The organism is Tsuneonella sp. HG222 (assembly GCF_053819185.1).
The window spans coordinates 1915259-1929056 of record NZ_JBSOQZ010000001.1 but is presented as its reverse complement, the minus strand read 5'-3'; the positions used below and the strand labels follow the sequence as shown (position 1 = coordinate 1929056).

Genomic DNA, 13798 nt, shown 5'->3' with positions numbered 1-13798 from the left:
GCGGGCGGATCGGCGCAAAGACCCGGACCTTGTTACCGGGAGAATGCCATGCCGACCAATCTGTACTCCATTGCCGCCCCCGCCTTCATCGCCATGCTGCGCAACATGCGCGCGTGGCTCGACAAGGCGGCAGAGGAGGGAGACCCCGAGGCGCTGGCCGGGGCGCGGCTGGCGGAAGACATGAAGCCGCTGACCGCGCAGTACCAGTTCGCCTCCGACGCTGCGAAGAATGCGATCGCCCGGCTGGCGGGCATCACGCCCCCCGTGATGGAGGATACCGAGACCACGTTCGCCGAGCTGGCGGACCGGTGTGACAGGACCATCGCCTTCATCAAGAGCGTCGACGCCTCGCAGCTCGATGGAGTCGAATCGCGCGAGGTCGTGATGAAGTTTCCCAACGGCATGGGCTATCGCTGGGCAGGCGCCGACTACTTGCGCGATTTCGCGCTGCCCAACTTCTATTTTCATGCGACGACGGCCTACGCCATCCTGCGGGCCAACGGCGTGCCTTTAGGCAAGCCGGACTTCCTCCAGCATCTCGGCCAGCCGGAGCAGATGTAACCCCGCCCCGCGATGGAACTGCGTGCGCCCGCCATCGTCCTGTCCGCTCGCCAGCACGGCGAGACGGCGGTGGTTGCGCGCCTCCTGACCGAGGAGGCGGGCGTCGTCGCGGGCTATGTCGCTGGCGGGCGCGGGCGCGTGCTGCGGCCGGTCGTCATTCCCGGCAACCTGGTGGCGGCCGACTTTCGCTCGCGCTCCGACACGCAGCTTCCCTTCGCCAGGCTCGAGCTGGTCGAAAGCCGCGGGCCCTGGCTTGGCGAGCCGCTGCCGGCGGCGGCGATCGGCTGGGCCTGCGCGCTGACCGCGACCGCGCTGCCGGAACGCCACGCCTATCCCGCGCTGTGGCAGGCGCTTACGGCCCTGCTGTCGGCGATCTGCCACGCGCCGTCCGCGCGGGGCTGGGCGCCCGCGCTGGTCGGCTATGAAATCTTGTTGCTGCGCGAGCTCGGCTATGGCGCCAGCGCCGCCGGCGCCCGTGTCCCCGAGGGCGATCTCGCCGACGTGCTGGCGGCGATGGACAAGCTGGCGGCGCCGCTCGACCACTACCTCCTTGCCGACCGGAGGGGAGACGTTATGGCCGCCCGCGCCCGCCTGAGGGAGCTGCTGGGGAGAATGGCATGAAGATCGCGATACTGCCCGGCGACGGGATCGGGCCGGAGATCATGGCCGAGGCGCGCAAGGTGCTCGCCGCGCTCGAACTGCCCGGCCTCACGCTGTGGGAAGGCGACGTCGGCGGGGTAGGCTATCGGCGCCATGGCCATCCGCTTCCCCCGGAGACGCTGGAAATGGCCCGCGCGGCCGATGCCGTGCTGTTCGGAGCGGTGGGCGATCCCGAATGCGACGGGCTGGAGCGGCATCTGCGGCCCGAGCAGGCGATCCTCGGCCTGCGTAGCGCGCTGGGTCTGTTCGCCAACCTGCGGCCCGCGACGCTGTTTCCCGGGCTGGAGGACCTGTCGGCCCTGCGCCCCGAGATCGCGCGCGAGATCGACCTGCTGATCGTCCGCGAACTCAATGGCGACGTCTATTTCGGCGAGAAGGCGATCCGCATCCTCGACGACGGGCGGCGGCAGGGGTTCGACTTCATGTCCTATGCCGAGGACGAGGTGCGGCGCATCGCCCATGTCGGGTTCCAGGCCGCGCGCGGCCGCCGCCGGAAGCTGTGCAGCGTCGACAAGGCCAACGTGCTCGAAACCAGCCAGCTCTGGCGCGACGTGATGATCGAGGTGGGGCAGGAATACCCCGACGTCGAGCTGAGCCACATGTACGTCGACAACGCGGCCATGCAGCTGGTGCGCAATCCCGGCCAGTTCGACACCATCGTGACCGGCAACCTGTTCGGCGACATCTTGTCCGACCAGGCGAGCATGTGCGTCGGGTCGATCGGCTTGCTCGCCAGCGCCAGCCTTGGCGAGCGGCGGACGGCGTTCGGTACCTTTGGGCTGTACGAACCGATCCACGGCAGCGCGCCCGACATCGCGGGGCAGGGCACCGCCAACCCGATGGCCGCGATCCTGAGCCTCGCCATGCTCCTGCGCCATTCGCTGGGGCGCGAGGCGGACGCGGCGCGGGTCGAAACCGCGGTGGCGCGCGCGCTGGCCGACGAGGTCAAGGGCGCGGACCTGGGCGGCGGGGCAAGCAAGGTCCAGATCGGGGACGCGGTGGTTGCGCGGCTCTGACCGCCGCAACGTTTTCTTGATCTTTACCATATATCGGGCAGGTCCATGGACATGACCCATGCCGAACTGGACCGTGCCGTGACCGCAGCCGACAGGCCGCTGGAGCTCGCCATCGTCCTGCCGACGTTGAACGAGAAGGCGAATATCGCGCCGATGGTCGCCCGGCTGGACGAAGCGTTGGGCCCGGGGGGCTGGGAAGCCGTTTTCGTCGACGACAATTCGCGCGACGGCACGGCCGACGCGGCGCGCGAGATCGGCAAGACCGACCCGCGCATCCGCGTTATCCAGCGCATCGGCCGCCGGGGCCTGGCCAGCGCGGCGATCGAGGGAATGTGCGCCACGGCCGCGCCCTATGTCGCGGTGATGGATGCCGACCACCAGCACGATCCGGCCTTGCTGCTCGAAATGCTCGCGGCGGTGAAATCGGGCGAATACGACCTCGCCTATGCCAGCCGCTTTGCCGAGGGCGCGAGCGCCGAAGGGCTTTCCAGCAAGGGCCGCGAGACCGGCAGCCGCTTCGCCAACGCGCTCGCCCGCAAGCTGACCGGCACCGAACTCAGCGATGCGATGAGCGGCTTCTTCCTGCTGCGCGCCGACCAGTTGCGCAAGCAGGCCAACCGCCTGTCCGGCATCGGCTTCAAGATCATGCTCGACATCCTGGCAACGGCCGAGCCGCGCCTCAGAGTGAAGGAATTCCCGTTGAAGTTCGCCCAACGCCTCGCCGGGGAAAGCAAGCTCGATCACGGGGTCGTGCTCGATTTCATCGCCGGCCTCTACGATCGCTGGTTTGGCCGCTTCATCCCCACGCGCTTTGCCCTGTTTGGCACGGTCGGCGGGCTGGGCGTGCTGGTGCACATGGCGGTGGTCGGCGTGCTCTATCGCGGGTTCGACGTGAAGTTCACCTGGGCCGTCGCGGTGGCGACGATCGTGGCGATGACGTTCAACTTCTGGCTCAACAACCTGCTGACCTACCGCGACCAGAAGCTCGCCGGGGCGGAGCGCATGTTCTACGGCTGGATCAAGTTCTGCGCCGCCTGTTCGGTTGGCGCGCTGGCGAACGTGGGTGTGTCGTCCGTGCTCGAGGCGATGCGGTTCCACTGGTACGCCGCGGCGCTGATCGGCGTGGTGATCGCCTCGGTGTGGAATTACGCGCTGTCGAGCAAGTTCGTCTGGGGCCGCTTCCGCTGAATTGCACTGGGAAACAGGATCGTTAGAAGGCGGCCCAACGGTCGCACTTTCCAAGGTCTTTCCCCGATGCGCTTTTTCCGGTTGGCTCTGCCGCTCGTGGCTGCAATGGCAGCGCCCGTGATGGCCCAGAGCAACGCAGACGATCCCTACATCTGGCTCGAGGAGTTCTCCTCGCCCGAGGCGATGACCTGGGTCGAGCAGCACAACGCGGTCACGACCGCGCGGCTAGAGGCCGATCCCCGCTACCGCGCGAACTATGACCAGGCATTGGCGATTCTGTCCTCGCAGGAGCGGATTCCCGCGGTCAGCTTCCGCCACGGCAAGCTGTACAATTTCTGGCAGGATGCCGACCACCTGCGCGGCCTGTGGCGGCGCACCACGCTCGGCAGCTATCGCACCGACAGCCCCGAATGGGAAACCGTGCTCGACATCGACGCGCTCGGCGCAGCCGAGGGCCGCAGCTGGGTCTACAAGGGCGCTAACTGCCTGCGTCCGGAAGAGAACCGCTGCCTCGTCTCGCTGTCCGACGGCGGCGCCGATGCGACCGAGGTGCGCGAATTCGACCTGGCGACCAGGCGCTTCGTCGAGGGCGGCTTCGTCATCCCGATGAGCACCCAGGCGATCTCGTGGGAGGATGCCGACCACCTGCTCGTCGCGACCGACTGGGGCGGCGAAGGGCTGACGACGTCGGGCTATCCCTACATCGTCAAGCGCGTGGCGCGCGGGCAACCGCTAGAGGCGGCGGTCGAACTCTATCGCGGCAAGCAGACCGAAGTCGGGACCTTCCCCTCCGTCATGCGCGACGGCGAGGGCAACACCCTGACGGTATTGGTGGAAGCCACCGATTTCTTCCGCCGGGCGCATCACGTGCTCGACGGCGAGCATGTCCGCCGCCTTGCCTTGCCGGAAAAGGCCGACATCCAGGCACTCGTCGCCGGGCGGCTGGTCGTCTCGCTGGACGAGGACTGGACCGTCGCCGGTGCGACTTATCCGGCCGGATCGCTGGTCTCGCTCGACCGCGCGGCGGTACTCGCCGATCCGGCGAACCTCGTGCCCACGCTCGTCTGGAAGCCCGGCCCGAGCGAGGCGCTCGAAGGGGTGGGGACCACGAAGGACCGGCTGATCGTCAGCACGCTGGACAACGTCGCGGGCAAGGTCTGGTCGTTCGCCCCTCTCGCCGCCGGTGGCTGGGAAGCGCGCGCGCTGCCCCTGCCGGAGAACATGGCGCTGTCGGTCAGCGCGGCCGACGACGACAGCAATGCCATGATGGTCACCGCCAGGGGCTTCCTGACCCCCAGCACGCTCTACCTGCTCGACGCGGTCGACCAGGCCGAGCCGGTTGCGATCAAGCGGCTGAAGGCGCAGTTCGACGCGCCGAACCACGTGGTCGAGCAGCTCTGGGCGACCTCGAGCGACGGAACGAAAATTCCCTATTTCATCGTCCGGCCCAAGGACGCGCCGCGCGACGGCACGACGCCCACTGTCATCAGCGCCTATGGCGGTTTCGCGCAGAGCGAGACGCCGACCTACTCGGCCACGGTCGGCAAGCTCTGGCTCGAGAAGGGCGGGGCGTTCGTGATCGCCAACATCCGCGGCGGCGGCGAGTTCGGGCCGGCCTGGCACCAGGCGGGCCTCGGGACCAAACGGCAGATCGTCTACGACGATCTTGCCGCCGTGGCGCGCGACATCATCGCTCGCGGCCTCTCCTCGCCGCAGCATCTGGGCATGTTTGGCGGCTCCAACGGCGGGCTGCTGGCCGGCGTGGCGATGGTCCAGACGCCCGAGCTCTACAACGCGATCGGCATCCAGGTTCCGTTGCTCGACATGATCCGCATCAGCAAGATCGCCCGCGGGGCGAGCTGGCAGGGCGAATACGGCGACGTCGAGGCCGATCCGGCGGTGCGCTCGTTCTGGGAGAAGACCTCCCCCTATCACGCGCTGAAGAAGGGCGCGACGTATCCCGAGCCGTGGATCTTCACCACCACGCGCGACGACCGCACCGGCCCGCAGCACGCCCGCAAGTTTGCCGCGCGGATGGAGGAATACGGGCTGCCGTTCCTGTTCTACGAGAACACCGAGGGCGGCCACGGCTCCGGCGTGGACGTGAAGCAGAGCGCCACGATGTACGCGCAGATGTTCACCTACTTCGCTGAGAAGCTGGGGCTGCGCGACTAGCGCCTCAGCGCCAGCTTTCGAGCCAGGCGTAGTCGAGGAAGCTCATCGTGTCGGCCAGGGGCGCGGCGCTGAGGATCGGGAAGAACCAGGCGAAGAAGGCCGCAGAGCCCGCCAGCACCGCAAGGGGCGCCCAGCGGTGGCCTTTACGCCAGAGCTCGTCGAGACCCATAGCCAGCATGGCGAGCAGGAACGTGCCCGGCAGCAGGTAGTGGTAATAGAACTGCACCGGCTTGGCCGCGACGATCCACAGGCCCAGGGCCGCGAGGTAGAGCAGCACCAGTGCCAGCAGATCGGTGCGGCCGCGCATTGCGCCCATCCAGCCGGCCCAGCCGAGCGCTCCGAGCCCCAGCAGCATCGTCAGTGGATTGCCGATCAGGAGCACGCCGCGCTGGGCGCCGTCGGTCACTTCGTAGAGATACCAGATGGCCCGCCAGTTGAGGATCCACTGCGGCCAGGTCGATTGGTAGGTGTGCGGCGCCAGCGTCTGCTGCTGCAGGTCGAGCATCACCCGGTGGATGCCGATCAGCCCGTTGGGGGCGAATGGGTCGGCCGACCAAGCATTCTGCGCGAACGCCACGCCCGGAAGATAGGCCGCGGCATAGGCGGCGAGCGGGACGAGGCCGAGCCAGACAGCGGCTTCCCACGTGGTCATGCCGGCAACCGGCGCGCCGCGATGCGCGGTGACGAAGCGCCAGCCGGCTTCGCGTGCGCGGACGGCGACGAAGGCCAGGCCGGGGAGGATGGCGAGCGGCACGGCGTTCCACTTGCAGGCCATGGCAAAGCCCAGACACACGCCTGCGATGGCGAACCTGCGCCGCGCAGTCTCCGGCTCTCGCATGGCCCCGGCCAGCGACCAGAGCGCGAGCATGACGAAGGCGGCCATGAACACGTCGAGCATGGCGATGCGGCTCTGCACGAACCAGGCGAAGCCCGTCGCGAGCAGGAAGCCGAAGGCCAGCGAGCCGAACCGGCTGAGCGTGGCGAACCACAGCGCGCGCATGGCCGCGAACAGGCCAAGCGTGCCGAACAGCGCGGAAAACAGCCGCCAGCCGAGTGGTCCGTCGCCGAACAGCCGGATACCCAGCGCGAGGATTTCCTTGCCCAGCGGCGGATGCTCGACGTTGGGCGGCATCGTCAGGTCGAGCCAGGCACGCGCGGCGGGCAGATAATGGACCTCGTCGAAGAACGGCTGCGAGGGGATCGTCAGCCGGACGAGGCAGAGCAGGAGGAAGGCTGCCGCGAGTGCCCCGTGCCAGGCGATCGGGTCACGCGGATGCTCGGGCGGTTGGCTCATCGCCCCGGGCTTACGGGGGCCGGGCAAATGCTTCAAGCGCGCGCTTGCCCGCGCCCCGTGCGCGACCTAGACGTGCGCCCGCTATGAAGAAAACGACCGGCACCGATCGCTCAACAGTGGACAAGTGGCGTCCCGCGACCAGGGCGGTGCGCGCCGGCACCTGGCGCTCCGAACACGGCGAGACGAGCGAGGCACTGTTCCTCACCTCTGGCTATACCTACGACGATGCCGAGACGGTTGCCGCGCGCTTCGCCGGCGAGGCGACGGGCATGCAGTACTCGCGCTTCAAGAACCCGACGGTGGAGATGCTGCAGGACCGGATCGCGGCGATGGAGGGGGCCGAAGCGTGCCTGGCCCAGGCAAGCGGAATGGCCGCGATGACCAGCGCGCTGCTGTGCATGCTCTCGGCGGGCGACCACGTGGTCGCTGGGCGCGCCGCGTTCGGTTCGTGCCGCTGGATCCTGTCCAACGTGCTCAACCGCTTCGGCATCACCCACACCGTGGTGGACGGCACCGATAACGCGGCCTGGGAAGCGGCGGTGCAGTCCAACACCAGGGCGTTCTTTTTCGAGACGCCGGCAAACCCCACGATGGACCTGGTCGACCTGACCTTCGTGTGCGGGCTGGCGCGTTCGAAGGGGATCGTCACGGTGGTCGACAACGCCTTCGCGACGGCCGCCCTGTCGCGCCCGCTGGAGCACGGGGCCGACGTCGTCGCTTATTCGGCCACCAAGCTGATGGACGGACAGGGGCGGGTCATGGCGGGCGCGGTGTGCGGCACCCGGCAATGGATCGAGGAGAAGCTGAGCCCGTTCCAGCGCAACACCGGGCCGATCTGCGCGCCGTTCAACGCCTGGGTGGTGCTCAAGGGGCTGGAGACGCTGACGCTGCGCGCCCACCACCAGAGCGAAAGCGCGCTCGAGGTCGCCCGGATGGTCGAGAGCCGCGGCCTGCGTGTCCTGCATCCGTGGCTTCCCAGCCATCCGCAGCACGCGCTAGCCCAGCGCCAGATGGACGCGGCGGGGCCGATCTTCAGCTTCTTCGTGCCGGGCGGGCGCGAGCAGGCGATGGCCGTGTGCAACGCCTGCGAGCTGATCGACATCAGCAACAACATCGGCGATTCGAAGAGCCTGATCTGCCACCCGGCGACCACGACGCATCACAACATGGGCCCGGAAGGGCGGGCCGAGGCGGGGATCGAGGACGGCATGCTGCGGATCAACATCGGGCTGGAGGATCCGCTGGACCTGATCGAGGATCTCGCCCGGGCGTTCGATCGCGCCGGGGTCTGACCTGTTCCGACAGGCGCATTAACCGCGCTTTCTCCGCTACTTGGCCTGCCCATTTATTTTGCTGTAAGGCTGCGCGCGAGAGCCCGTGACTTCTTGCGGGACTGGTCGGACGGGTGTCATGCTCGAAGTACGCGATTTTTATGAATCCCTCGTCGCCTCTTCCGACGATGCGATCGTCGCCAAGGACACGAACGGGATCGTCATAGCGTGGAATCCCGCGGCCGAGCGGTTGTTCGGCTGGCGCGCCGACGAGATGGTCGGCCATTCCATCCTCCGCCTCCTGCCACCCGGGCAAGAGCACGAGGAGGATCTCATTCTCTCGCAAATCCGCGCCGGCGAGCGGATCGGGCAGTTCTTCACCAAGCGGCTGCACAAGACCGGCGTCCTGCTGGACATCTCGGTCAGTATCTCGCCGGTGCGCAACGCCGCAGGCGAAATCGTCGGCGCCAGCAAGATCGCGCGCGATGCCGGTCCCTATCTGCGCGACCAGGCCCGCCTGCGCGAGAGCGAGGAGCGGTTCCGCCTGCTGGCGGAGAACATCAGCCAGTTCGCCTGGATCGCCCAGCCCGACGGGCAGATTGTCTGGTATAATCAGCGTTGGTACGATTACACCGGCAGCACCTTCGACAGCATGCAGGGCTGGGGATGGAAGGCCGTCCACCACGAAGATCACGTCGACCGGGTGGTCGAGGTTTGGAGCCGCGCCCTGGCTGCGGGCGAGCAATGGGAAGACACGTTTCCCCTCCGCAGCAAGAGCGGCGAGTGGCGGTGGTTCCTGAGCCGCGCCATGCCGATCCGCGGCGCCGACGGGTCGATCGTCTGCTGGTTTGGCACCAATACCGACATCACCGGGCAGCGGGAGCAGGCCGAGCAGATCCGCCTGCTGTTGATGGAGGTCAATCACCGGTCGAAGAACATGCTCTCGACCATCCAGGCGCTCGCCCGCCGCAGCGCGCCGAACGAGGAGGGCTTCCTCGCCCGGTTCGAGAACCGCGTGATGAGCCTGTCTGTCAACCAGGACATCCTGGTCCGCCGGCAGTGGCGCGAAGTGCCGGTCGAGGAACTGGTCCGCCACCAATTGGCCTTCATCGACGACGCGCCAGGCGAGATAAGCCACGCGGGTCCCGAAATGCACCTTGCGCCGCGCACCGCCGAGGTCGTCGGCATGGCGCTGCACGAACTGGCGACCAATTCGCTCAAATACGGCGCACTCTCGGCCAGGGGCGGCCGGGTGGAGATCGGCTGGAGCCCGCGCGACGACGGGACGGGTCTGCGCATCTGGTGGAACGAGCACGGCGGTCCGCCCGTGGTCGCGCCTCGCCATCTCGGCTTCGGGACGACACTGATCAGCGAAGTGCCCAGGCACAACCTGGGCGCGGAGGTCGATCTCGTCTACGATCCGGGCGGAGTGCGGTGGGAATTGCGCGCGGGGCAGGAGGCGCTGGCCGACCATGTGCGGATTGCCGCCTGACCGGCGGTTGCTCCTTGCCCGGAACGCGCTAGATTGCCGCTATGAGCGATGTCCTTGGTAGCTTTTTCCAGCACGCGGCAATGACCGAAGGCGTCACCGTGCGCGTCTCGGTCACCTTCATGCCGGAACAGTCGCGGGTCGATGCGGGCAAGTGGTTCTGGGTCTACCACATCCGCATGGAGAACAATCGCGACGACACGATCCAGCTGCTGACCCGGCACTGGCGCATCGTCGACGCGCGCGGGATGATCAGCCTGGTGGACGGGGAAGGCGTGGTCGGCGAAACCCCGGTGCTCGCCCCCGGCCAGACGCACGACTACGTCTCGGGCTGCCCGCTGGCGACGCCGCACGGCTCGATGGAGGGGTTCTACACCTTCCGCGACGGCAACGGCGACACGTTCGAGGCGCGCATCCCGTTCTTCCCGCTCGCCGCCCCGGCGGAGGCGAACTGACGCGCAGCCTTGCCGCATGCGCCCCGTCGCAATAGATGCAGCGCAAGATGAAGCGCACACACCTTCCGCTCAACGCCCTGCGCGTGTTCGATGCCGCCGCGCGGCACCTGTCGTTCACCCGTGCGGCTGACGAGCTGGCCGTGACGCCCGCGGCCGTGGGCCAGCAGATCCGCGCGTTGGAAGACGTGCTCGGCGTCGTCCTGTTCCGCCGCACCAGCAAGGGGCTGGAGCTGACCGACGAGGCCGAGGCCGGGCTGGAGAGCTTGCGCGAAGGCTTCCTCAAGTTCGAGGAATCGGTCCAGGCCATGCAGGCCGGGCAGGCGAGCAGCTTCTACACCATCGCCGCCCCGCGCGAATTCTACGCCCAATGGCTGGCCGCGCGGCTGGCCGGCTTCCAGGCCGCCAACCCGGACGTGCGCTGGCAGATCGTCGGCGGCGAGGCGGTGGACTTCACCGAGGCCAACCTCGACCTCGCGGTGCGGCTGGTCGATGGGCCGGGCGAACTCGAAGGCGTCCAGCTCGCGCCCGCGCAGCGGGTCATCGTCGCTGCCAAGGGCGCACCGGACAAGTGGATCGTCTGGCCCGGCATGCCGCTGCCCGATGGGGTGGAGCCCGACATTCAGGCCGGCGACGCCGGGCAGGCGCTCGCCAGCGCCATCGCGGGCCTGGGCAAGTCGATGCTCCCCCTGCTGCTGTGCGACGAGGCGATCGGCCACGGCCAGCTCGAAGTTCTCGAAGGCCCGGAAGACGGCCGCCGCTCCTACTGGCTCGTCGCCCCGCGCCCGCAATGGCGGCAGAAGAAAGTCCGCGCGCTGGTGGAGTTTCTCAGCACCGCCGGCTGACCAGCGAGGGCGGCCGGGCCGTAGACCCGGGAACCGCTAGACCGTTGCGGCCGTTGCGAATCTTCAGCTTCGCACGAGAGAGGGTCGCACCATGCCGCAGCAGATTTCCCAAGGCGTAGAAACAGAGGTCGTGGGCAGTTCGCCCAACGTGCGATCCTACGATCCGACGATTTTCGCCCTGTCGAACGGCAATTTCGTCATCATCAACCGCAACAACCAGTATGGTGTCCAGAACTTCGTCGGCACGGTCTACAACGCCGATAACGAACTCCTGAAGATCTTTACCCTGCAGGGTAGCTATGTCTTCGCGTCCAACCTGCAGACGCCCGAGATCATCGAGACCGACACCGGCTTTGCCGTCGGCTATTCGACCGACAGCAACCGCTCGGACGCGAACGGAAGCGTTCAGTTCGAGCTGTTCGATTACAACGGCAATTCGCTCCCCTCATCACTCGTGTTGATCGATCCCAATCCTGTAGGAACGGGCGGTGGCCAGCCCGACCGGGTCGACGTGGACCTGGCGTTTACGGCCGATAAGCACATCGTCGCTGTGTTCACGAAGGTCGACCCCAATACCCCCACCGATCCCAATATAGCGATCCGCGTGTTCGACGCAGCGGGCAATCCACTGACCGCGACAGCCATCCTGACTGCGGATACGTCGGGATCTCAAACCGCCCCGAAGGCAACCGCGCTCACAAACGGCAACGTCGTTGTAACTTTCAGTGAGAGCGGTTTCCTTTCAGGTCAGATCGTCGACTCGCTTGGCAACAGGGTTGGGACCGAGTTCGGGATTGCCGGCGGCGGCAATGAGGTGGTCGAAATCTTCGCCCGCGCGAACGGCTTCACAGCCTATTGGCGTGCAACCGACGGGACGTTCCATCAGCGGGATTTCGACTCCGCGGGCGTTCCGACCGGGGCCGACATCGTTCTGCCCGGCGTGAACGCGGCAGGCGAGGTCAATGTCGCTCCTTATCAGGACGGCGGCGCGATCGTCAGCTGGGGTTCCTACGCACAGGTCTTCGACCGGTCCGGCACCGCGGTCAGCGACCCCGTTTACGTGGTCAATCCGCAAGGCGGTACGTTGACCGAACTGATGGCGGTGCAACTGGCCGACGGAAGCCTGATGTCGGCCGGGATATTTCCGCTCGGCGGATTTTCCGGCTCGGCTGCGATCACTCACCGCGCCGAGCTGTTCCTCGGTCCCAAACCGCAGGACCAGACGGGAACCTCGGGGACCGACTGGATTGCCGGCGATGCGCGCGACAACGTACTCAACGGCAGCGCGGGCAACGATTACCTCTACGGTCTGGCGGGGAACGACACGATCCTGCCCGGTCTCGGCGGTGGCCTGGCCTATGGCGGTGCGGGGATCGACACCTTCAGTTTCGCCGGGCTGGATATCGAGACCTCGGCCAGTCTGGTGACCAACGCGGCTTATGGCTACGGACCGGAGATCCTGTTCTTCGAGTTCGAGAATCTGACCGGCGGTTCGGCAAAGGACACGCTGCAAGGCGACGACAACGCCAACCGGCTCGACGGCGCGGCGGGCAACGACATCCTCATCACCGGCAAGGGCGGCGATACGGTGATCGGCGGCAGCGGTACGGATACCGTCAGCTACATCGATTCCAACGGCACGGTGGTAGTCAACCTGACGCTCGGCAAGGGATACAACAACTACGCCGACAGCGATACCTACAGCGGCATCGAGAACGTCTTCGGGTCGTCCTACGCCGACATCCTCATCGGCGACGAAGGCAGCAACCGGCTGACCGGCAGCTTCGGCAACGACACTCTGATCGGCGGCCTGGGTGCCGATGTGCTCGACGGACAGGGTGACGCGGACACCGTGGAATACAGCGATTCCATCGGCACCGTGTTCGTCAACCTGACACTGGGCCGCGGCTACAACAACTCGGCCGAAGGCGACGTCTACGTCGACGTCGAGAATGTCACCGGTTCGGCCTTCGCCGACTTCGTGATCGGCGATGCCGGAGCCAATCGGATCGACGGGGCGGGCGGCAACGATACGCTGATCGGCGCGCTCGGGGCCGACGTGCTGGTCGGCGGCGCGGGCAGCGACATCGCCAGCTACGAGGACAACCAGGGCGCTGTGTTCGTCAACCTGGCCAGCGGGCAGGGCTTCGGCAACGCCGCGCAGGGCGATACCTACCAAGGGATCGAGAACGTCGCCGGATCGATCTACAACGACTATCTGATCGGCGATTCCGCGGCCAACGTGCTGACGGGCGGCGCGGGCGACGACATCCTGATCGGCGGGCTGGGCGCGGATACACTCGCTGGCGGAGCCGGGTTCGACACCGCCAGCTACGAGGACAACTGGGGCGCGGTGTTCGTCAACCTGCTGACCGGCGCGGGCGCCAGCAACGCCGCGCAGGGCGACGGGTTCGACAGCATCGAGGGGCTGGTCGGCAGCGTGTTTTACGACACCTTCATCGGCAACGACGTGCGCAACGTGCTCAACGGCAAGCGCGGCGCCGATACGCTGACCGGCAACGGCGGCAACGACGATTTCGTGTTCGACACGCCGATCGACGGGCAAATGAACGTCGACCACATCACCGACTTCACCTCGGGCCAGGACCGCATCGTGCTGGACAATGCGGTCTTCTTCACCCTGTCGGACGGCGCGCTGCAGGCCAACAACCTCGTCTTCGGGACCGAGGCGACCGGCGGGCAGAACCGTATCGTCTACGACCAGGCCAGCGGCCGGCTGTGGTTCGACGACGACGGCAACGGGACTGATCCGGCCGTGCTGTTCGCGGTGCTCGACAACCGGCCCGCGCTCACCAGCGCCGATTTCATCGTGGTGTAGGCCGCCGG

Annotated in this window: 11 protein-coding genes; 10 read left to right on the top strand and 1 reads right to left on the bottom strand. The window is 67.3% G+C overall.

Translation table 11 applies throughout. The annotated features are described in order from the left end of the window. Window positions 1–48 precede the first annotated feature (48 nt). The 5 genes from ACWPMZ_RS09805 (at window position 49) to ACWPMZ_RS09785 (ending at window position 5600) form a co-directional block, all read left to right on the top strand. Window positions 49–561, top strand: a complete 513-nt coding sequence (locus ACWPMZ_RS09805) for a DUF1993 domain-containing protein (RefSeq protein WP_455703823.1) — start codon at window positions 49–51, stop codon at window positions 559–561. Between the two features lie 12 nt (window positions 562–573). Then, on the top strand, window positions 574–1182 hold the full coding sequence (gene recO, locus ACWPMZ_RS09800) for a DNA repair protein RecO (RefSeq protein WP_455703822.1): 609 nt from the start codon (window positions 574–576) through the stop codon (window positions 1180–1182). After that, window positions 1179–2237 carry a 3-isopropylmalate dehydrogenase gene (gene leuB / locus ACWPMZ_RS09795; protein ID WP_455703821.1) on the top strand — a complete coding sequence of 353 codons (1059 nt, stop codon included), beginning with the start codon at window positions 1179–1181 and terminating at the stop codon, window positions 2235–2237. The genes recO and leuB overlap by 4 nt, the downstream gene beginning before the upstream one ends. A 45-nt stretch (window positions 2238–2282) precedes the next feature. Beyond that, the gene (locus tag ACWPMZ_RS09790) at window positions 2283–3425 is read left to right on the top strand and encodes a glycosyltransferase (RefSeq protein ID WP_455703820.1); all 1143 of its coding nucleotides are present in this window, start codon (window positions 2283–2285) and stop codon (window positions 3423–3425) included. A 66-nt stretch (window positions 3426–3491) separates the two neighbouring features. After that, entirely contained in the window at window positions 3492–5600 is a 2109-nt protein-coding gene (locus ACWPMZ_RS09785; RefSeq protein WP_455703819.1) for a prolyl oligopeptidase family serine peptidase, read from the top strand. A gap of 4 nt (window positions 5601–5604) precedes the next feature. On the opposite strand, the gene ACWPMZ_RS09780 is transcribed toward ACWPMZ_RS09785, so the two are convergent. After that, the gene (locus ACWPMZ_RS09780; RefSeq protein WP_455703818.1) at window positions 5605–6894 is read right to left on the bottom strand and encodes a glycosyltransferase family 39 protein; all 1290 of its coding nucleotides are present in this window, start codon (window positions 6892–6894) and stop codon (window positions 5605–5607) included. An 83-nt stretch (window positions 6895–6977) separates the two neighbouring features. On the opposite strand from ACWPMZ_RS09780, the gene ACWPMZ_RS09775 reads away from it, so the two are divergent. The 5 genes from ACWPMZ_RS09775 to ACWPMZ_RS09755 all read left to right on the top strand — a co-directional run bounded on the left by ACWPMZ_RS09775 (window position 6978) and on the right by ACWPMZ_RS09755 (window position 13790). Beyond that, window positions 6978–8186 carry a trans-sulfuration enzyme family protein gene (locus ACWPMZ_RS09775; protein WP_455703817.1) on the top strand — a complete coding sequence of 403 codons (1209 nt, stop codon included), beginning with the start codon at window positions 6978–6980 and terminating at the stop codon, window positions 8184–8186. A 118-nt stretch (window positions 8187–8304) separates the two neighbouring features. Next, on the top strand, window positions 8305–9657 hold the full coding sequence (locus tag ACWPMZ_RS09770; RefSeq protein WP_455703816.1) for a PAS domain S-box protein: 1353 nt from the start codon (window positions 8305–8307) through the stop codon (window positions 9655–9657). A gap of 41 nt (window positions 9658–9698) precedes the next feature. Further along, window positions 9699–10109, top strand: a complete 411-nt coding sequence (gene apaG, locus ACWPMZ_RS09765) for a Co2+/Mg2+ efflux protein ApaG (protein WP_455703815.1) — start codon at window positions 9699–9701, stop codon at window positions 10107–10109. A 47-nt stretch (window positions 10110–10156) separates the two neighbouring features. Next, on the top strand, window positions 10157–10951 hold the full coding sequence (locus ACWPMZ_RS09760; RefSeq protein ID WP_455703814.1) for a LysR family transcriptional regulator: 795 nt from the start codon (window positions 10157–10159) through the stop codon (window positions 10949–10951). 91 nt (window positions 10952–11042) lie between these two features. Further along, complete coding sequence (locus ACWPMZ_RS09755; RefSeq protein WP_455703813.1) at window positions 11043–13790, top strand: hypothetical protein; 2748 nt, start codon at window positions 11043–11045, stop codon at window positions 13788–13790. The last annotated feature ends 8 nt before the right edge of the window (window positions 13791–13798 follow it).

Coding starts and splice junctions, on each gene's coding strand:
- recO (WP_455703822.1), top strand. CDS start 574: ATGGAACTGCGTGCGCCCGCCATCGTCCTGTCCGCTCGCCAGCACGGC.
- ACWPMZ_RS09785 (WP_455703819.1), top strand. CDS start 3,492: ATGCGCTTTTTCCGGTTGGCTCTGCCGCTCGTGGCTGCAATGGCAGCG.
- apaG (WP_455703815.1), top strand. CDS start 9,699: ATGAGCGATGTCCTTGGTAGCTTTTTCCAGCACGCGGCAATGACCGAA.
- ACWPMZ_RS09805 (WP_455703823.1), top strand. CDS start 49: ATGCCGACCAATCTGTACTCCATTGCCGCCCCCGCCTTCATCGCCATG.
- ACWPMZ_RS09790 (WP_455703820.1), top strand. CDS start 2,283: ATGGACATGACCCATGCCGAACTGGACCGTGCCGTGACCGCAGCCGAC.
- ACWPMZ_RS09755 (WP_455703813.1), top strand. CDS start 11,043: ATGCCGCAGCAGATTTCCCAAGGCGTAGAAACAGAGGTCGTGGGCAGT.
- ACWPMZ_RS09770 (WP_455703816.1), top strand. CDS start 8,305: ATGCTCGAAGTACGCGATTTTTATGAATCCCTCGTCGCCTCTTCCGAC.
- leuB (WP_455703821.1), top strand. CDS start 1,179: ATGAAGATCGCGATACTGCCCGGCGACGGGATCGGGCCGGAGATCATG.
- ACWPMZ_RS09760 (WP_455703814.1), top strand. CDS start 10,157: ATGAAGCGCACACACCTTCCGCTCAACGCCCTGCGCGTGTTCGATGCC.
- ACWPMZ_RS09775 (WP_455703817.1), top strand. CDS start 6,978: ATGAAGAAAACGACCGGCACCGATCGCTCAACAGTGGACAAGTGGCGT.
- ACWPMZ_RS09780 (WP_455703818.1), bottom strand. CDS start 6,894: ATGAGCCAACCGCCCGAGCATCCGCGTGACCCGATCGCCTGGCACGGG.